Annotated in this window: 23 protein-coding genes; 16 read left to right on the top strand and 7 right to left on the bottom strand. The window is 67.0% G+C overall.

Going from position 1 to position 23972, the window contains the following annotated elements; all coding sequences use genetic code 11:
- Positions 1–232: 232 nt before the first annotated feature.
- The 3 genes from WS89_RS29585 to WS89_RS29575 all read left to right on the top strand — a co-directional run bounded on the left by WS89_RS29585 (position 233) and on the right by WS89_RS29575 (position 2914).
- A complete protein-coding gene (locus WS89_RS29585) occupies positions 233–973 on the top strand; it encodes a 3-ketoacyl-ACP reductase (protein ID WP_034207422.1) in 741 nt (246 codons plus the stop codon).
- 119 nt (positions 974–1092) lie between these two features.
- Positions 1093–1659 carry a polyhydroxyalkanoate synthesis repressor PhaR gene (gene phaR / locus WS89_RS29580; RefSeq protein WP_006485265.1) on the top strand — a complete coding sequence of 189 codons (567 nt, stop codon included), beginning with the start codon at positions 1093–1095 and terminating at the stop codon, positions 1657–1659.
- A 406-nt stretch (positions 1660–2065) separates the two neighbouring features.
- Positions 2066–2914: a lysozyme inhibitor LprI family protein gene (locus tag WS89_RS29575; RefSeq protein WP_059795627.1), complete on the top strand. Its 849-nt coding sequence runs from the start codon at positions 2066–2068 to the stop codon at positions 2912–2914.
- A gap of 123 nt (positions 2915–3037) precedes the next feature.
- On the opposite strand, the gene WS89_RS29570 is transcribed toward WS89_RS29575, so the two are convergent.
- Positions 3038–3292 carry a hypothetical protein gene (locus WS89_RS29570; protein ID WP_059498821.1) on the bottom strand — a complete coding sequence of 85 codons (255 nt, stop codon included), beginning with the start codon at positions 3290–3292 and terminating at the stop codon, positions 3038–3040.
- A gap of 302 nt (positions 3293–3594) precedes the next feature.
- Between WS89_RS29570 and rimO the strand changes: the two genes are divergently transcribed.
- The 4 genes from rimO to WS89_RS29550 all read left to right on the top strand — a co-directional run bounded on the left by rimO (position 3595) and on the right by WS89_RS29550 (position 7846).
- On the top strand, positions 3595–4956 hold the full coding sequence (rimO, locus tag WS89_RS29565) for a 30S ribosomal protein S12 methylthiotransferase RimO (protein WP_059795626.1): 1362 nt from the start codon (positions 3595–3597) through the stop codon (positions 4954–4956).
- A 3-nt stretch (positions 4957–4959) separates the two neighbouring features.
- Positions 4960–5886, top strand: a complete 927-nt coding sequence (locus WS89_RS29560; RefSeq protein WP_059795624.1) for a sugar kinase — start codon at positions 4960–4962, stop codon at positions 5884–5886.
- A gap of 122 nt (positions 5887–6008) precedes the next feature.
- Positions 6009–6551: a hypothetical protein gene (locus WS89_RS29555; protein WP_059498824.1), complete on the top strand. Its 543-nt coding sequence runs from the start codon at positions 6009–6011 to the stop codon at positions 6549–6551.
- 113 nt (positions 6552–6664) lie between these two features.
- On the top strand, positions 6665–7846 hold the full coding sequence (locus WS89_RS29550; protein ID WP_059795623.1) for a cystathionine beta-lyase: 1182 nt from the start codon (positions 6665–6667) through the stop codon (positions 7844–7846).
- Positions 7847–7933: 87 nt separating this feature from the next.
- Here WS89_RS29550 and serB read toward each other — a convergent pair whose 3' ends face one another.
- Together serB and WS89_RS29540 are read right to left on the bottom strand one after the other, a co-directional pair.
- Positions 7934–8779: a phosphoserine phosphatase SerB gene (gene serB / locus WS89_RS29545; RefSeq protein WP_059498826.1), complete on the bottom strand. Its 846-nt coding sequence runs from the start codon at positions 8777–8779 to the stop codon at positions 7934–7936.
- A gap of 200 nt (positions 8780–8979) precedes the next feature.
- The gene (locus tag WS89_RS29540) at positions 8980–9921 is read right to left on the bottom strand and encodes a LysR family transcriptional regulator (RefSeq protein WP_059498827.1); all 942 of its coding nucleotides are present in this window, start codon (positions 9919–9921) and stop codon (positions 8980–8982) included.
- A gap of 124 nt (positions 9922–10045) precedes the next feature.
- Between WS89_RS29540 and WS89_RS29535 the strand changes: the two genes are divergently transcribed.
- On the top strand, positions 10046–11062 hold the full coding sequence (locus tag WS89_RS29535; protein WP_059795621.1) for a zinc-binding alcohol dehydrogenase family protein: 1017 nt from the start codon (positions 10046–10048) through the stop codon (positions 11060–11062).
- Positions 11063–11221: 159 nt separating this feature from the next.
- Positions 11222–11773: a DUF6013 family protein gene (locus WS89_RS29530; protein WP_059499079.1), complete on the top strand. Its 552-nt coding sequence runs from the start codon at positions 11222–11224 to the stop codon at positions 11771–11773.
- 256 nt (positions 11774–12029) lie between these two features.
- Here the strand turns inward: WS89_RS29530 and WS89_RS29525 are convergent, their stop codons facing one another.
- On the bottom strand, positions 12030–12833 hold the full coding sequence (locus tag WS89_RS29525) for an ABC transporter permease (RefSeq protein ID WP_059795619.1): 804 nt from the start codon (positions 12831–12833) through the stop codon (positions 12030–12032).
- Positions 12830–13531, bottom strand: a complete 702-nt coding sequence (locus tag WS89_RS29520; RefSeq protein ID WP_059498829.1) for an ABC transporter ATP-binding protein — start codon at positions 13529–13531, stop codon at positions 12830–12832. Before WS89_RS29520 ends, WS89_RS29525 begins: the two co-directional genes overlap by 4 nt.
- 152 nt (positions 13532–13683) lie before the next feature.
- On the opposite strand from WS89_RS29520, the gene WS89_RS29515 reads away from it, so the two are divergent.
- Complete coding sequence (locus WS89_RS29515) at positions 13684–15960, top strand: AsmA family protein (protein ID WP_059795618.1); 2277 nt, start codon at positions 13684–13686, stop codon at positions 15958–15960.
- A 6-nt stretch (positions 15961–15966) separates the two neighbouring features.
- On the opposite strand, the gene WS89_RS29510 is transcribed toward WS89_RS29515, so the two are convergent.
- A complete protein-coding gene (locus WS89_RS29510) occupies positions 15967–16419 on the bottom strand; it encodes a lipocalin-like domain-containing protein (protein ID WP_059795616.1) in 453 nt (150 codons plus the stop codon).
- A gap of 170 nt (positions 16420–16589) precedes the next feature.
- On the opposite strand from WS89_RS29510, the gene WS89_RS29505 reads away from it, so the two are divergent.
- From WS89_RS29505 to WS89_RS29480, 6 genes are all read left to right on the top strand, one after another.
- Positions 16590–18182 (top strand): ABC-F family ATPase, encoded by a 1593-nt coding sequence (locus tag WS89_RS29505; RefSeq protein WP_059498832.1) that lies wholly within the window; start codon positions 16590–16592, stop codon positions 18180–18182.
- A 234-nt stretch (positions 18183–18416) separates the two neighbouring features.
- Positions 18417–19166: an FkbM family methyltransferase gene (locus WS89_RS29500; RefSeq protein WP_059498833.1), complete on the top strand. Its 750-nt coding sequence runs from the start codon at positions 18417–18419 to the stop codon at positions 19164–19166.
- Positions 19167–20165, top strand: coding sequence for a phosphotransferase enzyme family protein (locus tag WS89_RS29495; protein WP_059795614.1), 999 nt, complete (start codon positions 19167–19169; stop codon positions 20163–20165).
- Between the two features lies 1 nt (position 20166).
- On the top strand, positions 20167–21045 hold the full coding sequence (locus WS89_RS29490; protein WP_059795612.1) for a 4Fe-4S cluster-binding domain-containing protein: 879 nt from the start codon (positions 20167–20169) through the stop codon (positions 21043–21045).
- The gene (locus tag WS89_RS29485; protein ID WP_059795610.1) at positions 21042–22109 is read left to right on the top strand and encodes an asparagine synthase-related protein; all 1068 of its coding nucleotides are present in this window, start codon (positions 21042–21044) and stop codon (positions 22107–22109) included. The genes WS89_RS29490 and WS89_RS29485 overlap by 4 nt, the downstream gene beginning before the upstream one ends.
- Positions 22110–22116: 7 nt before the next feature.
- Entirely contained in the window at positions 22117–23325 is a 1209-nt protein-coding gene (locus WS89_RS29480) for a glycosyltransferase (protein WP_059795608.1), read from the top strand.
- On the opposite strand, the gene WS89_RS29475 is transcribed toward WS89_RS29480, so the two are convergent.
- The gene (locus WS89_RS29475) at positions 23282–23971 is read right to left on the bottom strand and encodes a cephalosporin hydroxylase family protein (protein WP_059795605.1); all 690 of its coding nucleotides are present in this window, start codon (positions 23969–23971) and stop codon (positions 23282–23284) included. The genes WS89_RS29480 and WS89_RS29475 overlap by 44 nt on opposite strands.
- Position 23972: the final 1 nt, after the last annotated feature.

The raw sequence follows: 23972 nt of genomic DNA, 5'->3' as shown, positions 1-23972 counted from the left end.
GTCAAGCGCGATGCGAAGCGCGGGCTGGCGTCGCTGTGCATCGGCGGCGGGATGGGCGTCGCGCTCGCGGTCGAGCGTCCGTGATCGGCCAACCGTGATCGGCGGTTCGTAACCGGCCGTTCGCCACAGGCGAACCGGATCCGTGCGCCGGCCGATTGCAGCTTCGGCCGGCGTCACGTGAAGTCAGAGGGGGCCTTCGGCAGCTCTCGAAACCAAAAATGGAGTGAGATTTATGTCTCAGCGAATTGCGTACGTAACGGGCGGGATGGGCGGCATCGGCACCAGCATCTGCCAGCGCCTGTCGAAAGACGGCTTCAAGGTGGTCGCCGGGTGTGGCCCGAACTCGCCGCGCCGGGTGAAATGGCTCGAGGACCAGAAGGCGCTCGGGTACGACTTCATCGCGTCGGAAGGCAACGTCGGCGACTGGGACTCGACCAAGGAAGCGTTCGACAAGGTCAAGGCGGAAGTCGGCGAGATCGACGTGCTGGTCAACAACGCGGGCATCACGCGCGACGTCGTGTTCCGCAAGATGACGCATGAAGACTGGACCGCCGTGATCGACACCAACCTGACGAGCCTGTTCAACGTGACGAAGCAGGTGATCGACGGAATGGTCGAACGTGGCTGGGGCCGCATCATCAACATTTCGTCGGTGAACGGCCAGAAGGGGCAGTTCGGCCAGACCAACTATTCGACCGCGAAGGCCGGCATTCACGGCTTCACGATGGCGCTCGCGCAGGAAGTCGCGACGAAGGGCGTGACGGTCAATACCGTGTCGCCCGGCTACATCGGCACCGACATGGTGAAGGCGATCCGTCCGGACGTGCTCGAGAAGATCGTCGCGACGATTCCGGTGCGGCGTCTCGGCGCGCCGGAGGAAATCGGCTCGATCGTCGCGTGGCTCGCATCGAACGATTCGGGCTTCGCGACGGGCGCCGACTTCTCGTTGAACGGCGGCCTGCACATGGGCTGAGCGCCCGGGCTGCGCGGGCCGGATGGCCGCGCAGCCGGGCGTTTTCCGAAGGCCCCCGCCTCCCGGACCCGGGAGGCGGGGATTCGTCACTTGCGCTACGCTGCACTCAAAGGCGTTACATGACTACTACAAAGAAGACGGCCGAACGGCTCATCAAGAAGTACCCGAACCGCCGGCTCTACGATACCGAGACAAGCACGTACATTACGCTCACCGACGTGAAGCAGCTCGTGCTCGAGCAGGAGGATTTCAAGGTCGTCGACGCGAAATCCAACGAAGACCTGACGCGCAGCATCCTCCTGCAGATCATCCTCGAGGAGGAGAGCGGTGGCGTGCCGATGTTCTCGTCGTCGATGCTGTCGCAGATCATCCGTTTCTACGGTCATGCGATGCAGGGCATGATGGGCACGTACCTGGAAAAGAACATCCAGGCATTCATCGACATCCAGAACAAGCTCGCGGATCAATCGAAGAACCTCTACGAAGGCAACGCGATGAATCCGGAAGTCTGGTCGCAGTTCATGAACATGCAGGCGCCGATGATGCAAGGGATGATGACGAGCTACATCGAGCAGTCGAAGAACATGTTCGTGCAGATGCAGGAGCAGATGCAGAACCAGGCGAAGTCGATGTTCAGCACGTTCCCGTTCAAGCAGCCCGGCGCATCGGAGCCCGAAAAGAAGTAACGGAATCGCGGCAGGCCGGCCGGGGCGGCGCGAGCCGTCGGGGCGTCGGCGCCGCGAAGCGGGCGGCCGGTCGCTATCGTGCATTCGGCCAGGACGAAGCGTGGCTGCCGCTTGCCGGAAAAGATGGCCGACGGTCGTCCGGGATCGTCGGCACCGAATGCCCGTGCCGGGCAGGCACGGACATCGTCGTCGTCCAGTCGCTCGAGATCCCGTCCATACGAATGAAAGCCAGGTCGCACCGCGCGTGACGGTGCGCGTTCGTGCCCGCGCGGACGCTTGCCTGGCGTACCATAAGCGGCGCTGCACGGCGATGCGCGAAATGCGCTGGCGGTTCCCGCGCATGGCGAGAGGTCCGATGCCGCATCGATGCGGGCGGCCGAGAAAAACAAACCGACTGAGAGAGAGCATGCGAGGGATTCGAACGGCATCGACCGGCAGGCTGGCCGGTCTTGCTGCGATGTTCATGATGGGTGTCGGCCTGGCCGTGCCGGGCTTTGCGATGGATTGCTCGAAAGCCGTCCAGCCGATCGAGAAGCGCATTTGCGCGAGCCCGGCGCTGCGCGCGGCCGATGCGCGGATGAATGCGGCCTATGCGGGCGTGCTACAGGCCGCGCCGGACGCCGCCGTCCGCGACATGCTGGTGCGCAGCCAGCGCCGCTGGCTCGCCGCGCGCAACAAACGACTCGATACCGATTACGACGGCCATCGGCTGGCCGTCGACGAAGTGCGCAAGGCCTTCGATCGGCGCACCGCCGTGCTGGCCGACCGATCGGATGAAGGGCTGATCGCGCGCGCACTGGCCGAGCGGCAGTGGCTCGCGAAATACAGCGGCGGCCCGCTGGCCGGCTTCGATGCCAACTGCGATTTCATTCCCGACGATGCGAGCGGCGCGCATGTTTCTTATGCGTGTTTCGGCGCGATTCATGTGCAACATCATGCGCGGGTGTGCAGCCAAAGCGAGGACTGGGCGACCGGCGCGGTCTATCAGTACCGCCTGGTGAGCGCGGCCGACGGCGGGAAGGTGCATCCGGTGGCGTTCTGCGAAGCGCAAGGCACGCATGCATGCGACAGCGGCAGCGCGCAGGCGGGATGGGTGCGGGCTGCGGCGTCCGGTGGCGAGAACCGTACGCCGGCGCCGGTGGCGGGCTTGCCGCAGCTCGACGCCGAATTGTGGCCGCTCGGAGAGGGCGGCGATGCCGCGTGGTTCGATCGGTGTCTGAAGGCGCCGGTGTTTCCGGATGCGGATGCGCACTGACGCGCGGCGTTTCGAGTTCGGGCACGACCTGCCATCCGAATCGACGGGCTGGGGTGCTGCGGCGCCGGGGACTGGCGCCGCAGGGTCATCGGTGCGGGTGACCGCGACGCGTTCCGTCGTTGCTCAGTGTGCCGAACCGAAATCCTGATCGTCATCCGACGGAGGAAGGTCGAGCACGAGCTTGACGGCACTGTAGTTCGCTTTGAGCGAAAACACGCGACCGATCACGAGAAAGGTCTGGCGCGAGTTATCGAGTTCGACGAAATCGCCGGGTTGCGGCACGTGTGCACCTTGGTCGTAGGAAAAGCTGGTGCTGGTCTGCTCGCCGATGGCTTCTGCGGCGTGCTCGGTGAATTCGATCGTGATGTGGGTGGTCATGCGAGGCCCGTTGGGTCGATTGGAGAGAGCGGATGCCGCATTTTCGCATAGCGGCTGCGCTAATTCGGGGCGATTCTTGTAGGACTGCGCGCGCGCCCCTCTCCGACGTGCCGCCGATGGTAAGCAGACGGCCGGTCGGCCCGGAGTGAAAGGGACGCATCAAGCGCCCCGGCTTCGTCGGCTGTCCATCGCGCTGCATGCTCGAACTGCCGATCGACGTTGCCCGCCGGTCGCTCATTTTGGCTCGCCGCCCCTAAATCGCTGTAAACTCACGCTTTTGCTGCCACGCCCCCACATTCCAGATGTCCCAATCCCCCAAAGTAGGGTTCGTATCCCTCGGGTGCCCGAAAGCGCTCGTCGATTCCGAACAGATCATCACGCAACTGCGCGCCGAAGGTTATGAAATCTCCGGCACCTACGACGGCGCCGACCTCGTCGTCGTGAACACCTGCGGCTTCATCGACGAAGCGGTGCAGGAAAGCCTCGACGCGATCGGCGAAGCGCTGACCGAGAACGGCAAGGTGATCGTCACCGGCTGCCTCGGCGCGAAGTCGAGTGCCAGCGGCTCGAACCTGATCGAGGAAGTCCACCCGAAGGTGCTCGCCGTCACCGGCCCGCACGCGGTGGGCGAAGTGATGCAGGCCGTGCATTCGCACCTGCCGAAGCCGCACGACCCGTTCGTCGACCTCGTGCCCGCGGCCGGCATCAAGCTCACGCCGCGTCACTACGCATACCTGAAGATCTCCGAAGGCTGCAACCACCGTTGCACGTTCTGCATCATCCCGTCGATGCGCGGCGACCTCGTGTCGCGCCCGGTCGCCGAAGTGATGCTGGAAGCCGAGAACCTGTTCAAGTCGGGCGTGAAGGAACTGCTCGTGATCTCGCAGGACACGAGCGCATACGGCGTCGACGTGAAGTACCGCACGGGCTTCTGGAACGGCAAGCCGATCAAGACGCGCATGACCGACCTGGTCGCCGCGCTCGGCGAACTCGCCGCGCAGTACGGCGCGTGGGTGCGCCTGCACTACGTGTATCCGTATCCGAGCGTCGACGAAGTGATTCCGCTGATGGCCGAAGGTCCGTTCAAGGGCCACGTGCTGCCGTATCTCGACGTGCCGTTCCAGCACGCGCACCCGGAAGTGCTGAAGCGCATGAAGCGTCCGGCGAACGCCGAGAAGGTGCTCGAGCGCGTGCAGAAGTGGCGCGAGATCTGCCCGGACCTGACGATCCGCAGCACGTTCATCGCGGGCTTCCCCGGCGAGACGGAAGCGCAGTTCGAGACGCTGCTCGACTTCGTCCGCGAAGCGGAACTCGATCGCGTCGGCTGTTTCGCGTATTCGCCGGTCGAAGGCGCGACCGCGAACGACCTGGACGGCGCGTTGCCGGACGAGGTCCGCGAGGAACGTCGCGCGCGCTTCATGGAAGTGGCCGAGGAAGTGTCGGCGAACCGCATGCAGCGCAAGGTCGGCAAGACGCTCAAGGTGCTGATCGACGAAGTCGGCGAAGAAGGCGGCATCGGCCGTACGGCAGCCGATGCGCCGGAGATCGACGGTGTCGTCTATGTCGAGCCGGCGGCGAAGGCATCGAAGCGCTATAAGGTCGGCGATTTCGTGTCCGTGAAGATCACGGGCGCCGACGGCCACGATCTGTGGGGCGAGGTGTAAGCGATGGCCGCTGTATTTCCGGAGATCCTCGCGCTCGGCGAGGCGATGATCGAATTCAACCAGTCGCAGCCGGGGCGCCCTGAATTCCTGCAGGGCTTCGGCGGCGACACGTCGAACTTCTGCATCGCGGCTGCGCGCCAGGGCGCGTCGACGGGCTTCGTGTCGGCGATCGGCGACGATCCGTTCGGCCGCCTGCTGGCCGACATGTGGGCGGCGGAGCAGGTCGACACGACGTACGTACGCATCGACCGCACGGCGCCGACCGGCGTGTATTTCGTCACGCACGGCATCGATGGCCACCAGTTCGACTATCTGCGTGCGGGCTCGGCTGCGAGCCGCTATGCGGCGGGCGACCTGCCGCTCGACGCGCTCGCGGCCGCGAAGGCCGTGCACTTGTCGGGCATCAGTCTTGCGATCGGCACGGCCCCGTGCGACGCGGCATTCGCGGCGATCGACCACGCGCGTCGCCACGGCGCGAAGGTTAGCTTCGACACGAACCTGCGCCTGAAGCTGTGGCCGCTGCCGCGTGCCCGCGCGGTGATGCGCGAGGCGCTGCGCCAGACGGACATCTGTCTGCCGAGCTGGGACGACGTCACGGCGCTCACGGGCGCGAACGATCGCGACGCGATCGTCGACGCGATGCTCGAGCACGGGCCGCAGGTCGTCGCGCTGAAGCTCGGCAAGGAAGGCGCGTATGTCGCGACGCCGCATGAGCGGCGCGTCGTGCCGGGCTTCGCGGTCGATGCCGTCGACGCGACCGGCGCCGGTGACTGTTTCGGCGGCGCGTTCGTCGCGCGGATCGTCGCCGGCGACGATCCGTTCGCGGCCGCGCGTTATGCGAACGCGGCGGCGGCGCTGTCGACGACCGGTTACGGCGCGGTCGCGCCGATTCCGCACCGCGCTGCGGTGGAAAGCCTGATGCAGGGCTGACGCGAAACGCGTACGCCGACGACGCAGTCGCAGCGCAGGCTTGCGCGGCGACGCAAGAGCCGGGTTGCGACCTGGCACGGTCCGCGATGGTCGGGCGAATCTGAAGCAAGGAGCAACACAAGGTGGGTCGATATTCGGAATGGCAACGGGCGCTCGTCGTCGCGGGTGCGCTGTTAGCGGGCATCGCGATGCCGGCGGCGGTCGAAGCGCAGGGGGTTGCACCCGGCGTGCAGCAGGATGAACCGGCGCCGGCGCGGCCGCTGAAGCCGAATCCCGAGTTCGCCCGCCTGCCGCGCTACGAAGGCACGCTCGGCGACCGGCCGATCGTCGTGCATCTCGGCCCCAAGACGGACGAGGAAGGCGTGCACGGCGAATACCAGTTCGCCGACACGGGCGAGGTCGTGCTGCTCGCGGGCGACCGCGACGGCGATACGCTCGAGATCGAGGAGTCGAACGACGGCACGAACATCACCGGCGTGTGGATCGGCCGTTTCGACGCGACGGGCGACCTGAAGGCCGACCGGATGAATTCGGACGAATCGGATCCGCAACCGGTCGTGCTGCGTCTGGCGCCGGGCAAGCGCGCGGCGCTGCAGGTGCGCGACGGCCGCGTGCACGAAATCGAGACGGTGGGCGGCATCGTCAATCTGCGCACCGACGACTGAGCGCACGCTGGCTTGGTGTGCGCGGCGCGCACTGTACCGGGCCAAGCGCGCCGATTTTGGCTACTCTAGCGACATATTCCGCAACCGAACGGCCTCGTGCCCGGCCTCCAGTCATGACCGCATCCACTCCCAAGCGCGCGCTGCAAACCCGCATCGTTCAACCCGACGACGTCATTCCGGAAGGCTTTCGTTCGTTCGTGCCGCCGGTCGCGCGCGCGTCGACGGTCGTGTTCCCCGATCTCGCGACGATGCGCGCGCTGGTCTGGCACGACGACAACCAGTGGCGCTACGGGCTGCACGCGACGCCGACGTCGCTCGCGCTCGCGCAGCGGCTCGCCGAGATCGAGGGCGGCACGCACGCGCTGCTGCAGCCGTCGGGCCTCGCGGCGATCATGAACGTCTATTTCGGGATCGTGAAAGCGGGCGACGATGTGCTGATTCCGCACAATGTGTACGGCCCGAACGCCGATTTCGGCAAGTGGCTGGCGAACGACTTCGGCATCACCGCACGTTTTTACGATCCGTTGATCGGCGCCGGCATCGCCGAGCTGATCCAGCCGAACACGCGGCTGATCTGGATCGAGGCGCCGGGCTCGGTGACGATGGAAGTGCCCGACGTGCAGGCGATCACGGCGGCCGCGAAGGCGCGCGGCATCGTCACCGCGATCGACAACACCTTTTCCGCGGGCCTTGCGTTCAAGCCGTTCGAGCACGGCGTCGACATTTCGGTGCAGGCGCTGACCAAGTACCAGTCGGGCGGCAGCGACGTGCTGATGGGCGCGACGGTCACCGCGAACGCGGAGCTGCACGCAAAGCTGAAGCTCGCGCGGATGCGCTGCGGGATCGGCGTGTCGGTCGACGATTGCTCGCTCGTGCTGCGCAGCCTGCCGAGCATGCAGGTGCGCTTCGACGCGCACGGCAAGAGCGCGCTCGCGCTCGCGCAATGGCTGAAGGCGCGGCCGGAGATTGCGGCGGTGCTGCATCCGCAGATCGCCGACTGCCCGGGGCATGCGTCGTTCATGCGCGATTTCACCGGCGCGGGCGGGCTGTTCTCGGTGGTGTTCGACGCACGCTACAGCGCGGAGCAGGTCGACCGTTTCGTCGAGTCGCTCGAGCTGTTCGCGATCGGCTGGAGCTGGGGCGGCGCGTGCAGCCTCGCGATGCCTTACGACGTCGCGTCGATGCGTCCGGACTGGCCGCATCGCGGCACGCTGGTGCGTTTCTACGTCGGTCTGGAAGACGAAGCCGATTTGCGTGCGGACATCGAGCGCGCGATGCAGGTCGCACTCGGCTGATCGCCGGCCGGCAACGTCCGGCGCAAAAACGAAACGCCGGCGCGATGCCTTGTCGCGCCGGCGTTTCTCATTGACGGTGCGGCCGGATCAGAACAGTCGCAGCAGCCCGTCGAGGCCGACATGGTCGAACGCGACCGTCGCCGCATCGCGCACGACGGGCTTCGCGTGGAACGCGACCGACAGCCCGGCTTCGGCCATCATCTTCAGATCGTTCGAGCCGTCGCCCATCGCGATCGCGCGGCGCGGCTCGAGGCCGAGCGACGCGCACGTCTCGCGCAGCAGGCGCGCCTTCACGTCGGCGTTGACGATCTCGCCGAGCACCTTGCCGGTGAGCTTGCCGTCGACGATCTCGAGCGTGTTCGCATGCGCGTAGTCGATGCCGAGGCGCGCCTTCAGCCGCTCGGTGAAGAACGTGAAGCCGCCCGACACGAGCAGCGTCTTCATGCCGGCGGCCTTCACGCCGGCCAGCATCGTCTCGGCGCCCGGCGACAGTTGCAGCCGTTCTTCGTACACGCGCTCGAGCGCGTGCGCGTCGAGCCCGGCCAGCAGCGCGACGCGGCGCGTGAGGCTTTCGTTGAAATCGCGGATCTCGCCGCGCATCGACGCTTCGGTGATCTCCGCGACCTGCGTTTTCAGCCCGCAGAAATCGGCGATCTCGTCGATGCATTCGATCGTGATCAGCGTCGAATCCATGTCCATCACCGCGAGCCCGAAATCGCCGAGCGTGAGGCCGGCCTCGACGAACCCGAAGTCGAGCGCATGCGTGCCGCAGTACGCGTCGATGTCGAGGCGCTGTGCCGGGCTCGCGTTTTCGACGCGCAACGCGTGATCGTCGGTCTGCACGATGCGGGTGCCGCGCGACAGCGCGAGCAGCGGTTTGTGATGGGCGTCCGACAGCGGCGCAAGACTCTGGATGACGAGATTGTGGGTCATGACGAGTGGTTGGAAGACGAATGAATGACGTGCGCGGCCCGCGGGCGGCCGCCTGCGAACGCGGCCCCGTGCGGCTGCAGGCCGTTGCGTCGCGAACGCGCCATTGTAGCCGGTTGGCCCGGACGGGCGATCGCAGCAGGGACGAATCCTGAGGCCGGACTAGAACCGGCACGCCCGCAGCGCGAACCGGACGCCGCCGACTATCGTCCGTTCGCGCGATCCCAGTACGGCGGATCGCCGAAATGCTCGGCCAGGAATGCGATGAACGCGAGCGTTTTCAGCGGCACGTGTGCGCGGCTCGGATAGACGGCCCAGATCGCGACGTCTTCCGCGAACGGGTAATCGTCGAGCACGGTGACGAGCACGCCGTTCGCGAGCAGCGGGCCGACGTCCCAGGTCGACTTGATCGCGATCCCGAAGCCGTCGACGAGCGCTTCGCGGATCGCTTCGCCGTTGCTCGCGGCGAGCCGGCCGCCGACCCGCACCGTGAGCGGGCCTTGCGGCGTCGCGAACGACCAGTCGCGCTGGTCGCCGAGGATCACGCATTCGTGCTGCGTCAGGTCGGTCGGGTGGCGCGGCGTGCCGCGTTCGGCGAGATAGGCGGGCGAGCAGCACAGCACGCGGCGGTTGGCGGCGAGCTTGCGGGCGACGAGCGTCGAATCCTTCAGCGCGCCGAGGCGGACCGCGACGTCGTAGCCGTCGTCGACCAGATCGACGATCTCGTCGGACAGCCGCAGATCGAGCGACACGGACGGATAGCGGCGCAGGAACGCCGGAATCACCGGCGCGACGTGCTGGCGGCCGAACGACGACGACATCGACACCTTCAGCCGCCCGTACGGCTCGCTGCGGCCGCGGCCGACCGACGCACGCGCGGCATCGGCGGCCGCGAGCAGCGCGTCGGCGCGCGCCATGAAGACTTCGCCGTCCTGCGTGAGGCTGATGCGGCGCGTGGTGCGGTGCAGCAGCCGCGCACCGAGCTGGCGTTCGAGCTGCGCGATGCGTGCGCTCGCGACCGCGGCCGACACGCCGAATTCGCGCCCGGCCGCGCTGACGTTCGCGAGCAGTGCCGCGCGCACGAACAGCGCGACGTCGAGCAGGTCGAGCGGCTTGTCGGGCGCCGAAATGGGAGCAGACGTCATTATTCTGGAATTCCTGAAAATGTTTCAGGAAATATAGCGGTTTTCTCGAATGATCGGGTTGCCTACGATGGCACGCATGGAGGTTGCGCCGCAGCCTGCCGGATTCCCTGAAAGGAGTATCGAGATGAAAGCCGTTGGATTGACCCGTTATCTGCCGATCGACGACCCGCAAGCGTTGCTCGACGTCGAACTGCCGCAGCCCGTGCCGGGCCCGCGCGATCTGCTCGTGAAGGTCGAGGCGATTTCCGTGAACCCGGTCGACACCAAGGTGCGTGCGCCGAAGCCGCAGATCGAGGAGACGCCGCGCGTGCTCGGCTGGGATGCGGCCGGCACGGTCGTCACGGTCGGCGCCGACGTCACGCTGTTCCGGCCCGGCGATGAAGTGTTCTACGCGGGCAGCATCACGCGGCCCGGCGCGAACAGCGAATTTCACGCGGTCGACGAACGGATCGCCGCGCTGAAGCCGCGCACGCTCGACTTCGCGGCGGCGGCCGCGCTGCCGCTCACCGCACTGACCGCGTGGGAAGCGCTGTTCGACCGGTTGCGCGTGTCGCCGCAGGGCGCGGACGCGGGCAAGTCGGTGCTGATCATCGGCGGCGCGGGCGGTGTGGGCTCGATTGCGATCCAGCTCGCGAAGACGCTCGGCAAGCTGCACGTGATCGCGACCGCTTCGCGGCCGGCGTCGGCCGAATGGGTGCGCGCGCTGGGCGCGGACGCGGTGGTCGACCATTTCGGCGATCTGCCGGCGCAATTGCGCGAGGTCGGCCATCCGAGCGTCGACTACGTGCTGATCTTCAACGACACCGACCATCATTTCCCGGCCGCCGCGGAAGTCATCCGGCCGCAGGGCGGCATTTGCACGATCGTCGAGAACGCGAAGCCGGTGCCGGTCGAATTGCTGAAGGCGAAAAGCGCCGCGTTTCACTGGGAATTCATGTTCACGCGTGCGATGTTCGAGACGCCGGACATGATCGAGCAGCACAAGATCCTGAGCGAGGTGGCGCGGCTCGTCGACGGCGGCACGCTGCGCACGACGCTCGGCGAACAGCTCGGCACGATCAATGCCGAGAACGTGCGGCGCGCGCACCGGATGCTCGAGGGCGGGCGCGCGATCGGCAAGCTCGTATTGAGCGGGTTCTGAGCCGGCGGGACGCGTAAGGTTGCGGCGCCGCGAACGCAAGCGGGGTAACACCCGATGCGTTTGCGGCGCATTGCATCCCGCTTGGCGGTAGACTGGCAGCGCATCATGCATCGAAAACCGCGCGGCACGCGCGTGCCGCCGCATTACAAGGAGGTCAGCATGAGCCAACGCAGCTTGTCGGTTGCCGCATCGTGGTCGGTCGTGTTCGCGGCGGCGTGCGTCAGCGCGAGCGTATTCGCGGCGCCGCCGGTCAAGGGCAGCCTGAAGGGCGGCGGTACGGGACAGCTCGAATACACCGTCAAGGTCGACTCGAAGACCTTCGGCAATACGCAGGAGACCCGCAAGATCCGCTCGGGCGAGACGGACGATTTCAACTGGAAGTCGGTGCCGCCGAGCGGTGCCGTTGCGATGCCGGACGGCTGCCCGAACGCCGACAACCTGCCGCGCGACGCGAACGGCGCGATGGTGCGGCAGACCCAGGTGCGGCTCGCGCCGTCGGTCGACGCAAAGGGTGTCGCCAACGTGCAGTTGAGCTTCCAGGCGGCCGCGCCGAAGGGCACGCGCAGCGTGACGGCCGGCGGTAAGTCGCTGCAGTGCCCGGACGTCGCGTCGGTGAGCCAGGTGAAGTGGGTGTCGATTCCGACCAATGGCGGGTCGAAGTCCGTGACGATGAGCGACGGCACCAAGGTGACGGTGTCGATCAAGCATTGAGCGGCGCGCGCGGGCCGGCGTTTCGTCCGGTGCGCGCGCAACCGGTTCGACGGGCGGAACGAGCAGGGCGGCACGCGGGCAGCTCCGCCGTGCCGCCGTTGCAATGCATCCGCTGCCGGCTCCGAGGCGCGGCGCCGCGACCGTGCAACGGCGACGCGTGGCGTCATGCGGATGTCACGTCATGCTCGCGCGCATCCTGTCCGTCCGGCCATGACATCCCGGTGAAAACTTCGCATGCGCGCGCTGCCGCCGCGCGTCAGTGCGTGCGCTCTTCGAGCCGCGACGCGAGAAAGCGGTGATCGGCCGAGAACAGCCGGCGATAGGTCATCAGCACCGCGCCGACGGTGCCGAGCGCGGACGCCGCGGCGATCAGGAACATGATCACGATCTGGTAGCGCACGGCCTGCAGCGGCGACTGGCCGGCCAGCACCTGGCCCGTCATCATGCCCGGCAGGCTCACGACGCCGACCACCGCCATCTGGTTCAGCGTCGGCAGCATGCCCGCGCGCACGGCCTGGCGGGCGGCGTCCTGCGCGGCTTCCCAGCGCGTCGCGCCCAGCGCGAGCGCGGTTTCGACACGATCGCGGCGCGCGGTGAGTTCCTCCATCATCCGCTCGACGCCGAGCGAGACGCCCGTCAGCGTATTGCCGAGAATCATCCCGAGGATTGGGATCGCGTATTGCGGCGCGAACCACGGATGGATGCGGATCACGACGAACAGGCCGACCGCCGCGACGAACCAGCTGCTGAACCAGATCGACGCGATGCTGTCGATGCGTTGGCCGCAGTACGTGCGCTTGCCGCGCCCCGCGCCGGCGAAACCGGCGATCAGCGTCATCAGCGCGGTGAGCGGCAGCACGACGTACCAGTGCGGATGGCCGAACACCCAGCCGAGCACGTAGCCGATCGCGAGCAACTGCACGACGGTGCGCACCGCCGCGAGCGCGAGCTTGCGGCCGAGGCCGAGCGACAGCGCCGCCGAGATCGCGCCGTTGACGGCGACGAGCGCGGCGGCGATGCCGACGTCCACCAGACTCAGGTCCTGAAGTGCGGGGCTCATCGCGCGATCTCCGTCGGGTTGGCCGCGTGCAATACGCCGGCCTGCATCACGAGCCGTGTCGTGCCGATCCGCGCGGCTTGGGCCGGATCGTGCGAGATCCACATGTATGCGCGTGCGTCGGGCGCCGCGTCGAACCACGCGCCGACGAGCGCTTCGATCGCGCGTGCCGATTCGGGATCGAGCGCGGAGGTCGGCTCGTCGAGCAGCAGCACGTCGGGATCGAGCTGCAGCACGCGCAACAGCGCGGCGATCTGCGCCTCGCCGCCGGACAGGTCGCTCGCGCGCTTGTCGAGAAAGCCGGCGCCGCGGCCGGCCTGCGCGGCGAGCGCTTCGGCGCGCGCGCGATCGAACGCGACGTCGCGATAGATCGCGAGCGAGTACGGGTAGCGCAACTGCGACTCGACGGTGCCGTCCATTTGCGCGGGGCGCTGGCGGACATAGGCGACGCTGCGCCGGTAGCGCGGAATCGCGCTGCGCCGGATCCGGCGGCCACGCCACAGGAGGTGGCCGCCGTCGAGCGGATCGAGTAGCGCGAGGGCGCGCAGCAACACGCTCTTGCCCGATCCGGAGGGTCCGGTGACAGCAATTCGCGATCCCGCGGCGAGGCTGAGATCGGTGGGGGCGAGCAGCGTCTTGCCGCTGCTGGCGTCGCGCCGCGTGATGTGCTGCGCGTCGATGAGGCCGGTGGGGGAGGTCATGTCACAAATGAAAAAAAGCGTTAATGGCGCCGAAAGGCCGCCATGTCGTGCGTCATAATACCGATCGAAAAGCCGCAGCTGTCGTGCGCCGTTCGTCCACGCAAGCGGCCCGGCATGGTGTGGCAACACTTCAGAACAACAACGGAACCGCCATGACGCTAACCCGAGCCATCGGCAAATCGGCTGCATGGGTCGTCGGTATCGTCGCGGTGCTCATCGCGGCGGCCGGCGTCTTTCTTTTCACGTTCGACTGGAACCGCGCGAAACCGTGGGTCAACGAACAGGTGAGTGCCGCACTCGGCCGCCCGTTCGCGATCAACGGCGACCTCAAGGTCGGCTGGCGTCGCCCCGATGGCGAAACCGGCTGGCGCGCATGGGTGCCCTGGCCGAGCTTCTCCGCCACGCAACTCGAGATCGGTAATCCCGACTGGGCGAAGGCGCCCAAGTTCGTCACGCTCGATGCCGCGCACTTCGATCTCGCGATCCTGCCGCTGCTTGCGCATCAAATCGTCATCCCGTCGATCGACGTCGTGAATCCCGCCGTCGATCTCGAGCGGCGCGCGGACGGCAGCAATACGTGGACCTTCCAGTTCAAGCAATCGTCGCAGCCTTCGCGGTGGAAGGTGCGGCTCGACAGCTTCGGGTTCGCGAAGGGCACCGTCACGTATCGCGACGCGATCACGAAGGCCGATCTGACCGTCGCGATCGATACGCTCGGCCAGCCGATCCCGCTCGGCGACGTGCTGAAGGAACAGGAGCAGACGTCGCGTGCGGCGTCGGCGCAGCGCGTCGGCAAGCATGGCGCGGCGCAACTGGGCGCGAAGGCCGATGCGCAAGCCGCGTCGGGGGCGAGCGCGGCCGCGGCCTCGGGCGCGTCGGCCGCTTCCGGTTCGTCGGGGTTGCCCGCTGCGTCCGTGCCTGCCACGCCTTCCGCTTCGGCGGCCGCTGCCGCGTCCGGCGCCAGCGGCGCGACGGCGCCCGCGAAGCCGTCCGGCCCGACCTATGCCTTCGGGCTGAAGGTCGACGGCCGTTACAAGAACGTGCCGATCAGCGGCACCGGCAAGGTCGGCGGCGTGCTCGCGATCCAGGATGCGTCGCGGCCGTTCCCGCTGCAGGCCGACGTGAAGGCCGGCGATACGCGGCTCGCGATCGTCGGCACACTGACCGATCCGATGCATCTCGCGGCGCTCGACCTGCGGCTGTGGCTGCAGGGCACGTCGATGTCGCATCTTTATCAGCTCACCGGCATCACGCTGCCCGATACGCCGCCTTATGCGACCGAAGGGCGCTTGATCGGCAACTTCAAGCCGCATGCGAGCACCTTCCGCTACGAGAACTTCAACGGCCGCGTCGGCGGCAGCGACCTCGGCGGCACGCTCGTCTGGGCGCAGCGCGCGCCGCGGCCGAAGCTGTCGGGCGAACTCGTGTCGAACCTGCTGCAGTTCTCCGATCTCGCGCCGGTGATCGGTGCGGATACGGCCGCGAGCAAGGCGAAGCGCGGCGACACGACGCGCCAGCCGCCCGATCGCGTGCTGCCGGTGGAGACGTTCCGCACCGAACGCTGGAGCGCGATCGATGCGGACGTGAAGTTCACCGGCCGCAAGCTGATCAAGAGCCCGCAGTTGCCGATCACCAATCTGTACACGCACATCCTGATGCAGGACGGCGTGCTGTCGTTCGAGCCGCTGCAGTTCGGCGTCGCGGGCGGCACACTCGAGACGAACGCGCATCTCGACGGCAGTCGCACGCCGCTCAAGGGCCGCTTCAAGCTGGTCGCACGGCATCTGAAGCTCAAGCAGCTGTTCCCGACGCAGAAGGTGATGCAGACGGCGTTCGGCGAAATCAACGGCGACGCGTCGCTGTCGGCAACCGGCAATTCGCCGGCCGCGCTCGCGGCGACGTCGAACGGCGAAGTGAAGGCGCTGATCACCAACGGCCGCATCAGCCGCTTGCTGATGGAGGCGGCGGGGTTGAACGTCGCGAACGTCGTCTACGAGAAGCTGTTCGGCAACCGCGACGTCAACATCAATTGCGCGGCGATCGATTTCGTGGCGACCGACGGCATGCTCGACCCGAAGGTCTTCGCGCTCGATACCGACGATGCGCTGATCAACGTCGACGGCCCGATCAACCTGCGCGACGAATCGCTCGACCTGAAGGTCCATCCGCACACGAAGGGCTTCCGGATCTTCTCGCTGCGCTCGCCGTTGTATGCGAAGGGCACGTTCAAGAACCCGAAGGTCGGCGTCGATGCGGGCGCGCTCGCGCTGCGCGCCGGCGCGATGGTCGGGCTCGGGCTGATCAACCCGTTCGCGGCGCTGATCCCGCTGATCGCGCCGAGCAACAACCGCGACGTGCCGTGCTCGGAACTGTTCGGGCAGATGAAGGCGCAGGCGGCGCAGAGGGCGGCCAGCAAGGCCGGCAAGTGACGCGCGTCAGCGGCCCGCGCGCGCCCACAGCAACACGGCGTCGACCTCGCGGCCGTCGATCCGCACCGGCGCGACGGTGCCGAGCTGCAGACGATCGCCGTCGAGCATGACGGCCCGCTGCTGGACGTCGCCGATCCAGTTCGGGAACAGGCTGACGTCCATTTCGTGGGTCAGCGTGCCGTCGTCGGCGACCTGAAAGGGGCCGGAGTAGGCGATATAGCCGCGCGCGGCGGCCGCGCATTCGTCGTCGGTGCCGCCCTGAAGATCGCCGTTTGTGTAGCGCGGCCGGCCGGCGGCCATGAGCTGGGCCGACATGTAGCCGTCCGGCGTATAGAGGATCCAGCCGCGCACGTCGCGGCCGAGCGGATAGGCGGACGGGCTGCCGTCGCACGGGCGGATTTCGTAGGACACGAGGCGCCATGCGCCTACGAGTCGTTCGCGAAGCTGGCTGGCGAGCATGCGGGATTCCGGTGAGACGGCGGTGAGGCGCGTGCCGTCGTGTGGATGGGCCGCCGGGCGGCGAGGCGGAGGGCCTGGAAAGGGCCGCCGGGGCGGTGCGGTCGGCAGTTTCGCCGACACCTGCTAAAATACACGGTTTTCCGTCGATTTCTCTCTTAACGGGACCTGCCGTGCTTTCTACTGCCAACATCACGATGCAATTCGGGCCGAAGCCCTTGTTCGAGAATATCTCGGTCAAATTCGGCGAGGGCAACCGCTACGGTCTGATCGGCGCGAACGGCTGTGGCAAGTCGACCTTCATGAAGATCCTCGGCGGCGACCTCGAGCCGAGCGCCGGCAACGTCGCGCTGGAGCCGAACGTCCGCCTGGGCAAGCTGCGCCAGGACCAGTTCGCGTACGAAGACGTGCGCGTGCTCGACGTCGTGATGATGGGCCACACCGAGATGTGGGCCGCGATGACCGAGCGCGACGCGATCTACGCGAACCCGGAAGCGACCGACGACGACTACATGCACGCGGCCGAGCTCGAAGGCAAGTTCGCCGAATACGGCGGCTACGACGCCGAGGCGCGCGCGGGCGCGCTGCTGCTCGGCATCGGCATCGAGGAGAAGTTCCACAACGGCACGATGGCCGACGTCGCGCCGGGCTGGAAGCTGCGCGTGCTGCTCGCGCAGGCGCTGTTCTCGAAGCCGGACGTGCTGCTGCTCGACGAACCGACCAACAACCTCGACATCAACTCGATCCGTTGGCTCGAGCACACGCTCAACGAGTACAACTCGACGATGATCATCATCTCGCACGATCGTCACTTCCTGAACTCGGTGTGCACGCACATGGCCGACATGGACTACGGCACGCTGAAGGTCTGGCCGGGCAACTACGACGACTACATGCTCGCATCGGCGCAGGCGCGCGAGCGCCAGGCTGCGGCGAACGCACGTGCGAAGGAGCGCGTGGCCGAACTGCAGGATTTCGTGCGCCGCTTCTCGGCGAACAAGTCGAAGGCGCGCCAGGCCACCAGTCGCGCGAAGCAAATCGACAAGATCAAGATCGAGGAATTCAAGCCGTCGTCGCGGCAGAACCCGTTCATCCGCTTCGAGTTCGAGAAGAAGCTGCACAACGTCGCGGTGGTCGCCGAAGAGATCACGAAGAAGTACGAGCGCACGATCTTCCAGAACTTCAACCTGTCGGTGCAGCCGGGCGAGCGCATCGCGATCATCGGCGAGAACGGCGCGGGCAAGACGACGCTGCTGCGCTCGCTGCTCGGCGCGCTGCCGCTCGATCACGGCACGGTGAAGTGGTCCGAGAACGCGAACGTCGGCTACATGCCGCAGGACACGTACGAGGAATTTCCGGACGACATCACGCTGATGGACTGGATCGACCAGTACCGCAAGGACGGCGACGACGAAACGATGGTGCGCGGCACGCTGGGCCGTCTGCTGTTCTCGTCGGACGACATCAAGAAGTCGGTGAAGGTGCTGTCGGGCGGCGAGAAGGGCCGCATGATCTGGGGCAAGCTGATGCTCGGCCGCCACAACGTGCTGCTGATGGACGAGCCGACCAACCACATGGACATGGAATCGATCGAGTCGCTGCAGATCGCGCTCGAGCAGTTCGAAGGCACGCTGATTTTCGTGTCGCACGACCGCGAATTCGTGAGCGGGCTGGCGAACCGGATCATCGAAGTGCGTACGGACGGCACGCTGTTCGACTTCGGCGGGAATTACGAGGAGTTCCTGACGAGTCAGGGGCAGGAGTAAGTGTCCTGAGGTCTCGTCCGGCCGTGGGCCCAGGTTAGGAGTCGCTGCACCCGGCGAACCGCCAGAAGCGCGACAGGCCCGCATCGACAGCAATGTCGATGCGGGCTTTTTCATATCCGCTGCGGCAAAACCTGCCACGCCGCGCATTCCCGTTTCCTCTGTTCAATCGACTTCAGGTAAATTACCCACCCGACACCGCCCATCATTCCCCATTTCGCCCCGGAGCCGCTCTCGATGCAGGACCATCCTCTCCCGCTCGACCTGTCCGGCCTTGCGCCCAGCCTCTACGCGCAGGGCACCGAGGAGGGCATCCTGTCGCGTCTGATGGAGCGGATTGCGCCGACCAACCGCTTCTGCGTCGATATCGGCGCGAGCGACGGCCTGCGCAACAGCAATACCGCGCGCTTGCTGCGCGAGCAGGATTGGTCCGGCGTACTCGTGGAAGGCAGCGCATACCGGTTCGGCAAGCTTGCCGCGCACTACGCGGGCGTGGAGCGCGTTCGTCTGCATCACGATCGCGTGCAGCCCGACACGGTTGACCCACTGCTCGCCGATGCGAACGTACCGACCGACTTCGATCTGCTGTCGATCGACATCGACGGCAACGATTACTGGGTGTGGCGCGGCCTGCAATCGTTCCGGCCGCGCATCGTCGTGATCGAATACAACCCGTACTACACGCCGCCCGAGCGCTGGGTCATGTGCTTCAATCCCGATCACGAATGGGACGGTTCGACCTATTACGGCGCGAGCCTCGAATCGCTCGTTCGTCTCGGCAGGCAGAAGGGCTATGAACTCGTCTGCTGCGACGACATGGGCAACAACGCGTTCTTCGTGCGGCACGACCTGTATCCGCTGCTCGGCATCGAGAACAACGATCCGTCGGTGTTGTTCCGGCCGGCGATGTACAAGCTGCGCTACGTCGGACACAACACGTTTCTGACCGGTCATCCGTATCGGCACGGGCCGGCCGAGCACATCTGAATGGATTCGCTCGCCGTCACCTTCGACGAGATTCGCGATGCCTATGGGCTCGGTCGCGGCGGGGAGCCGACGCAGGTCAGCGAGCGGGTATGGCACCTGCCGACCAGCGGCGGCGCGGGCGTGGCAGTCAAGCTTTATGCATGCGAACACCATGCGCGTGCGGTCAAGGAAGCCGCTGTCCTCGCACATCTGCAAGCGCATGGCGATGCGCGTTTCCATGTGCAGACGCTCGAGCGCACGACGTCCGGCGCATTGCTGTGGTCGGGGCAGCATTCGCACGCGATGCTGACGCGCTGGGAAGCCGGGCAATTCAAAACCTACGATACGTTCTCGCCAACCGAATGGGACGCACTCGGCGCGAGTCTGGCCGCGTTGCACCTGAGCCTCGAATCACTGCATCTGCCGTCGCGCGATACGATCCGCGCGCGGTTGACCTCGATCGATGCGGACGCGGTGCGCCGCAGTCTGCGGGATGCACTCGATCGAGCGAAGGCGAGTGCCGCCGCCGCCGCGAACCTGCGCCGCTATGTCGATCTCGCGCTGCGCATGCTCGATCGCTACTATCCGGGCAGCATCGATGCGTTTCCGGCCGACGATCCGCAGCACCCGATCCACAACGACTACAACCAGTTCAACTATCTGTTCACCGGCACGCTGCCGCCGCTGATCCTCGACTGGGAGGCGTCGATCGGCGCGCCTCGCGAATACGAGCTGGTGCGATGCCTGAATCATTTGCCGCTGGAAGCGCCGCACCTCGCGGAAGCGTTCGTGCGCGCCTACCGGCGCGTGCGGCCGCCGAATCTGGCACACATCGCATGGGCGGTCGATGCCGCGTGCCTGCAGCACGCGCTCAAGCTGTGGATCGTGCAAGGCTGGCTCGACGATCCGTCGCGCTTCGCGTCGCACCTGAACGGTGCAGTGACGATGGCGTCGGCGATGGTGGACGCGCGCGGCCATCTGGTCGATTTCTTTTCCCGTTGCGTGGAAGCAGGAAGCTGATGTGAGTGCGAATCCGAACAAGATCCCGAATCCGCCGCACGCCGGCGAGCGACAGCACGTGTTTCCACCGCCGCTGGATCGCGATTACCGCGTCGAGGACGGGCGCGTCCAGACGCGCTCGCTGGAAGCGCATATCGTCGATCACTGCAACCTGAGCTGCGCGGAATGCTGTTCGCTGTCGCCGCTTTTGCCCGAATGGTATGCACGCCCCGAATCGATCGAGGCCGATCTGCGCAAGGCCGCGAAGGTGCTGCGCCCGCGGATGTTCAAGCTGGTCGGCGGCGAACCGTTGCTGCATCCGGCGCTCGTTGAACTCGTCGAACGCGTGCGCGGCACCGGCATCGCGCCCGTGATCTCGGTCACGACGAACGGCCTGAAGCTCGGCGAGATGCCCGACGCGTTCTGGCAAGCGGTGGATGCGCTGACGATCTCGCGCTATCCGAAGCCGGCGCTCTCCGCCGATCTGGTCGCGCACGTCGAGCACCAGGCCGCGCGCTTCGACGTGCGCCTGAACTGGAAGGTGCAGGACGTGTTCACGACGATGAACCGCGCCCAGCCCGGCACGGATCGCGACGAAGCTGGACGTCTTTATCGCGATTGCTGGATCCGCGAGCGCTGCCATATGATTCGCGACGGCATGTTCTACACGTGCACGCGTCCCGCGCATTTCCATACGCTGTACAAGGGCGAGAAGGATTTCCAGGCCGACGGCCTGCCGTTGCGCGACGATGCGGGCATGCTCGACGCGATGCTGGCCTATCTGCAACGCGAGACGCCGCTCGAAGCCTGCCTGCATTGTCAGGGCGGCAGCGCGTCGGTGGCGCCGCATCGCATCCTCAAACGCATTGAAGTGAACACCTTGAAGGCTCGTTATCCATGATCGTCGGCACGCGCGACCCGTTCGGTTTCGATCGTCTGCACTACCATCCGCGCAGCGGCGTGTCGGCGTCCGGCATCCGCGCCGTATTGCGGGCGTCGGGTCAACCGGCCGGCGCGCCGGATGCGGCCGCCATCGCGGGCTACCTGAGCGGCGAGCGCCTCGTCGGCCGCACCGTGCTGCGCGACGTGCGCGCGGTGCCGCCCGGTCATGCACTGATCCGGTCGCCGCAAGGGCTGACGGTGCAGCCGGCGCCCGAGCGGCCGCAGCATGCCGATCTCGACACCGTGCTGCGCGCGTCGCTGCAGCGCGCGCTCGACAGCGGCAAGCGCGTCGCACTGGCGCTGAGCGGCGGGCTCGATTCGGCGCTGCTGCTCGCATTGCTGCGCGAACTCGGCGCGTTGGGGCACGTGACGGCCTACATCCTCGCCACCGACATGCCCGATTACTGCGAACGCGATGCGGCGCTCGAACTGGCCGCGCTGATGCAGGCGAACGTGAAGGTCGTACGCGCGAACGAGGCCGATTTCGTCGCGGCGCTGCCGAGAACGACCCATGCGGTCGAGGAGCCGATGTTCAACCTGCATCCGGTCGCGAAGCTGCTGCTGGCCGATGCGATGGCGGCGGATGGCGTCGAGGTGGCGATTACCGGCGACGGCGCGGATCAGGTATTGCGCCGCGACCTGTCGGCCAACTATCTGCCGCTGTGCCACGCGTTGTTCGACGCCGCGTCGGTCGACCTGCATCCGCCGTTCGTCGACCCCGCCGTCGTCGCGCATTTGACGAGCGTCGCGCCCGATCCGAACAAGCAGTGCCTGCGCGATCTCGGTGCGCGCCTGAACCTGCCGGACCGTCTCGTGCATGGCCCCAAGCGCGGACGGCTCGCGCCGGCAATGGATCTCGCGACGCTGCTCGATCGCGACCGCACGCACGCGTTGGCCGACACGCTCGGCTTGGCCGTGCCCGCTTTGCAGACGGATACCGAGCGCGTGTTGTGGACGACGCTGACACTGATTCTCGATCATCTCGATCGCCTTCATCCCGATGCTGCGCATCGCCCGACCTGAGCCGCTCATGAAACGCATCCTGTTCTGCGTGGTGCCCGAGAAGGGCCACGTCAATCCCTGCATCGGCCCGGCCCAGCATCTGCGCGCCGCCGGTTGCGACGTCGCGTTCTATGCGCCGGCCGACATCAGCGAACAGCTCGACGGCGCCGGCGACTTCGCGTTCGTCGGGCCGCGCGAGACGCCCGAGCGCCACGACCTGTCGCGCGGCGCGAGTTTCGCCGCGAACATTCGCGACGCCGACTGGCTGCGGCACTGGATCCGCACACTGCTGATCGACCTCGCGCCCGCGCAGGTGGACGGCATCCGCGCGGTGCTGCGCGAATGGCAGCCCGACGTGGTCGTGATCGATCCGCTGCTCTATGCCGCGGCGATTGCCGCCGAACAGGAAGGGCTGCCGTGGGTCTCGATGTCCAATTCGCTGAATCCGGTGCTGCCGGACGATCTGGATTCGGAACTGCTGCGCACGGTGCGATGGCTGGAACCGGAACGCACACGGCTGTTCGCGCGCTACGGCCTCGACGCGCGCTTTCGCGGTTGCGACGTGCTGTCGCCGCACCTGACGCTCGCGTTCACGACCGACGCGCTGGTCGGCGCGCCGCCGCCCGGCGTCGAACTGGTCGGCCCCGCGATGCCGTCGGGCCCGCGCGGCGACGAGACGGCGTTCCCGTGGGAACGCGTCGATGCGGATCGCCCGCTCGTCTATATGTCGCTCGGCAGCCAGCTTTACTACCATCCGGCGCTGTTTGCGAAGGTGATCGAGGCGACGCGCGCGACGTCCGCGCAACTGGTGCTGTCGGTCGGCGAGCTGGCCGATTCGGATCTGCTGCCGGCCGGCGACGAACGCGTGATCGCGGTACGTTACGCGCCGCAACTGGCGCTGCTGCGACGCACGCACGCGTTCGTCAGCCACGGCGGCGCGAATTCGGTGATGGAGTCGCTCGCGTGCGGCGTGCCGATGCTGCTGTCGCCGTTCTGCAACGACCAGTTCCATTCGGCGCACTTCGTCGAGCGGGCCGGCGCGGGCTGCGTGCTCGATCTGCAGCAGGCCGGCGTCGTGGAAATCGTCGACGCGCTCGAGCGTCTGTTGCGCCCGGGATCGTTGCGCGAGCAGGCGGCGCGGATCCGCGACAGCTATGCCGCTCGCGACGGCTCCGCGCAAGCCGCCCGCCTGATCAGCGCACTCGCTTCAGGAAGCCGCCTGGCGACAGCGTCATGAGTACGCGGTCCTCGATGTCGTGATCGACGTCGAACCGGTCGTCGCGGGCCAGAAATTCGCGTGTGGCCGTGGCCGGGTTGTTGCCCCGGCCGTACGGCTTGCCGTCGAACATCGACTCGGGCAGGTATTCCATGATGGTGTCCATCACGATCGCGTAGCTGCCGGGCGTCACGAACGGCGCATAGCATTCGAGTTCGCGCAGCACGTGCGCATGCGTATGCGTGAGATCGAGGATCGCCATCACGCGTGCGCCGTCGCCGATCTGCGCGCGCACCGAGGCGAGCGTGTCGGCCGCGCACGATTCGCCTTCGATCAGCACCATGCGGTGGGCGAGCCGGTGCGCGTGCAGGCGCTGCCTGACCTCGTCGCGCAGGCGCGGTTCGATCGCGACGACGCGGCCCGGGTTGCCCGCCAGCTCGAGCATCGACGCGGTGAACACCACGCCGCCGCCCGCGGCGATGCCGGTCTGGACGATGCAGTCGGGGCGCTCGCGCCAGATCAGTTCCTGCAGCGCGAGCATGTCGCCGGGCAGATGGAAGAAGCGCTCGCCGAGCCAGCGGGTCTGGAACAGATGGCCGAATTCGGCGGCGCGCGTCAGCCATTCGACGTTGATGTCCCGCATGCGGGCCGAAGGACGCTCTGACATG

Source organism: Burkholderia sp. MSMB1072 (assembly GCF_001524725.1).
Classification (GTDB): Bacteria; Pseudomonadota; Gammaproteobacteria; order Burkholderiales; family Burkholderiaceae; genus Burkholderia.
Note: the sequence above shows the minus strand (reverse complement) of the source record. Positions and strands in the feature narration are given on the sequence as shown.

Excerpts from the sequence above, each read along its gene's own strand:
- phaR (WP_006485265.1), top strand. The coding sequence starts at position 1,093 with ATGACTACTACAAAGAAGACGGCCGAACGGCTCATCAAGAAGTACCCG.
- WS89_RS29520 (WP_059498829.1), bottom strand. The coding sequence starts at position 13,531 with ATGACCTCCCCCACCGGCCTCATCGACGCGCAGCACATCACGCGGCGC.
- WS89_RS29585 (WP_034207422.1), top strand. The coding sequence starts at position 233 with ATGTCTCAGCGAATTGCGTACGTAACGGGCGGGATGGGCGGCATCGGC.
- WS89_RS29500 (WP_059498833.1), top strand. The coding sequence starts at position 18,417 with ATGCAGGACCATCCTCTCCCGCTCGACCTGTCCGGCCTTGCGCCCAGC.
- WS89_RS29530 (WP_059499079.1), top strand. The coding sequence starts at position 11,222 with ATGAGCCAACGCAGCTTGTCGGTTGCCGCATCGTGGTCGGTCGTGTTC.
- WS89_RS29485 (WP_059795610.1), top strand. The coding sequence starts at position 21,042 with ATGATCGTCGGCACGCGCGACCCGTTCGGTTTCGATCGTCTGCACTAC.
- WS89_RS29495 (WP_059795614.1), top strand. The coding sequence starts at position 19,167 with ATGGATTCGCTCGCCGTCACCTTCGACGAGATTCGCGATGCCTATGGG.
- WS89_RS29550 (WP_059795623.1), top strand. The coding sequence starts at position 6,665 with ATGACCGCATCCACTCCCAAGCGCGCGCTGCAAACCCGCATCGTTCAA.
- rimO (WP_059795626.1), top strand. The coding sequence starts at position 3,595 with ATGTCCCAATCCCCCAAAGTAGGGTTCGTATCCCTCGGGTGCCCGAAA.
- WS89_RS29570 (WP_059498821.1), bottom strand. The coding sequence starts at position 3,292 with ATGACCACCCACATCACGATCGAATTCACCGAGCACGCCGCAGAAGCC.
- serB (WP_059498826.1), bottom strand. The coding sequence starts at position 8,779 with ATGACCCACAATCTCGTCATCCAGAGTCTTGCGCCGCTGTCGGACGCC.
- WS89_RS29475 (WP_059795605.1), bottom strand. The coding sequence starts at position 23,971 with ATGTCAGAGCGTCCTTCGGCCCGCATGCGGGACATCAACGTCGAATGG.
- WS89_RS29480 (WP_059795608.1), top strand. The coding sequence starts at position 22,117 with ATGAAACGCATCCTGTTCTGCGTGGTGCCCGAGAAGGGCCACGTCAAT.
- WS89_RS29510 (WP_059795616.1), bottom strand. The coding sequence starts at position 16,419 with ATGCTCGCCAGCCAGCTTCGCGAACGACTCGTAGGCGCATGGCGCCTC.
- WS89_RS29515 (WP_059795618.1), top strand. The coding sequence starts at position 13,684 with ATGACGCTAACCCGAGCCATCGGCAAATCGGCTGCATGGGTCGTCGGT.
- WS89_RS29575 (WP_059795627.1), top strand. The coding sequence starts at position 2,066 with ATGCGAGGGATTCGAACGGCATCGACCGGCAGGCTGGCCGGTCTTGCT.
- WS89_RS29540 (WP_059498827.1), bottom strand. The coding sequence starts at position 9,921 with ATGACGTCTGCTCCCATTTCGGCGCCCGACAAGCCGCTCGACCTGCTC.
- WS89_RS29525 (WP_059795619.1), bottom strand. The coding sequence starts at position 12,833 with ATGAGCCCCGCACTTCAGGACCTGAGTCTGGTGGACGTCGGCATCGCC.
- WS89_RS29560 (WP_059795624.1), top strand. The coding sequence starts at position 4,960 with ATGGCCGCTGTATTTCCGGAGATCCTCGCGCTCGGCGAGGCGATGATC.
- WS89_RS29535 (WP_059795621.1), top strand. The coding sequence starts at position 10,046 with ATGAAAGCCGTTGGATTGACCCGTTATCTGCCGATCGACGACCCGCAA.